This is a genomic window from Rhodanobacter ginsengiterrae, from assembly GCF_050026815.1.
Lineage (GTDB): Bacteria > Pseudomonadota > Gammaproteobacteria > Xanthomonadales > Rhodanobacteraceae > Rhodanobacter > Rhodanobacter ginsengiterrae.
In genome coordinates this window covers 1-1,908 of the sequence record NZ_JALBWO010000015.1, presented here as the reverse complement: position 1 = coordinate 1,908, position 1,908 = coordinate 1, and the positions used below count along the sequence as shown (strand labels likewise).

General features: G+C 53.5%; 3 protein-coding genes. All 3 read right to left on the bottom strand.

The genetic code is table 11. The features are described from left to right. Window positions 1-137 precede the first annotated feature (137 nt). On the bottom strand, window positions 138-842 hold the full coding sequence (locus ACQGNJ_RS00080) for a hypothetical protein (RefSeq protein ID WP_426687213.1): 705 nt from the start codon (window positions 840-842) through the stop codon (window positions 138-140). An 18-nt stretch (window positions 843-860) separates the two neighbouring features. Continuing rightward, window positions 861-1,226, bottom strand: coding sequence for a hypothetical protein (locus ACQGNJ_RS00075; RefSeq protein ID WP_426687212.1), 366 nt, complete (start codon window positions 1,224-1,226; stop codon window positions 861-863). A 52-nt stretch (window positions 1,227-1,278) separates the two neighbouring features. Continuing rightward, window positions 1,279-1,908, bottom strand: a 630-nt coding sequence (locus ACQGNJ_RS00070) for a hypothetical protein (protein ID WP_426687211.1), incomplete at its 5' end; no start/stop codon positions are given.

The following is a 1,908-nucleotide window of genomic DNA, read 5'->3' as shown; positions in this document are numbered from 1 at the left end:
AGCGAGCGGAGCACTGCACGAAGTCGAAACGAAAATCCGCCAGCACGGCGGACTCGTTTTGCAGATCAGTAAGGGGTTTTTCTACAGCTTCAACGTTTGAATTAAGCGGCGGCGGAGCCGTCCGCTTGGATGAGATGTTAGACCTCAACACCGGGATTCACGAGCGGAACAACGCTGAAACTATCAGCGCTTAGAATTGCGATATCCGAATCGGTCTCAACAAAAACGTATTTAAAAATTTCGAATACTCGATGCTCGACAAGCCCAGGGTGTGCGAAGGACACACTTTTATAAATATCTAACGCGGGTGCAGGCCAATTATTTTCGAGCAGAAGCCAGTTTCGATCGAAGATCCGATAACCTAGTTTCTGAGAACTCTCGACTTTCCGCTGGGCGAACCCAACAATTGCCTCGGCTGTTCCCCGCTCGGGACCATCGCCAATCCAACCACTGCCAAGCTCATCTAACTCAATCTCGCTCTTGATCTGTTGAGCAGTCCGGCGATCCTCCCCGTATTTGGCGTGTGGCAAGAAGTACACCTCTGGACCATGGCCTTTCGACCGCAGGAATGAAGCGCGGGCTACGTTCTCTGGAACTATCTCCGAGTGCTCGATGCCTATGCGTGATGAGATGGAGACGATGATGAAATCTGGACGATCGTCATGAACGAGCATAAATGGGAACTCAAGTTCGTGCGGGATCGTTGATAGCAGTCTCGCGATAGCGTAACGCTCAGTGTGTTCTTTGGTCCTGCCTTCGGCACGGTCAGGAACACGAACATTTACGCGCCTCAGCACGCTAAGGAGCTCGTCTCCATCTGACACACACCAGATCTTTTTCATTGAGGTCTAACGCTGGAATTAAGCGGCGGCGGAGCCGTCCGCCTTGAATGACTGGTTATGCGGTGTGCCGCCACGATGCTGCTCGTAAGCCTCGACCGCATCTGAATCTACGACGACTAGAACACGCTCATGCGGATGAGCATTGGAGCCTCGGCGCTTGACGCCCGACACCCAGTACTCTTGCCCCGAAGCCACATCGAAGTAGTTGCCAGAACTACCTTGGCCTTTCAGGCGCTGAAGACAGAGACCACGATACTTAACTGACTTGCCAGTTTTGGAAAACGTAACCCAACCGATGCGCGCAGCAGCACCGTCGATGTCGCCATCCTTATTTTCGACGTACATCAATCGGCGTTGGAGACCGCGGGTGAGTTGGGTTTTCATAGGCATAACGCTGGAATTAAGCGGCGGCGGAGCCGTCCGCTTGGATGACTGGTTAGGCGTCGCTCCGCCCACGCCCGAAGCTTACGCCGCCTCTTGTACCGAACTCCAAGTGCGTTTGCTTCTGCAAGACCGGCGCTTGGCGAACATACATTTTGTAACCGGTTGCCTTTAACGACAACTGTCCTTCTTGGCACTGGAAGTGAAAAGCGTATTGGTCGAATTTGCCATCTGGTGACAGCCCAACGTGCTTGCGCAAGAGGTTGGCGACTACGATAGCGCCTTGCTGAGATTCGATGTTCATGACGACATCCGAAACGTTTGCGAAGACCATGGTTACTGGGCACACCCAAAACGTGAAGTAGGTCCCTTCGGGCTCGGGATCGACCCACTTAAAGATGTAGTCGAGATCAAATATGAACTCGAACGCCTCCGGGTCGGCGTACATCGACCATATGGTCGCGTCGTGCCACCCCATGACCTCGAAGTCTTCGTCGCTCCAAATGTACTTTTCGAGCTGGTAAGGGGTATCGGTCCGGTTCATGTGACGCCTAACGCTTGAGTTGAGCGGCGGCGTAGCCGTCCGCCTCGAACGAGTAAAAAGAGACTTCCTCCCCTTTGGCCTCGAGGGCCATGATGGTGTTGCAACACAACCGTCAACAGAAGAGGAAGTCTCCATGAGCAC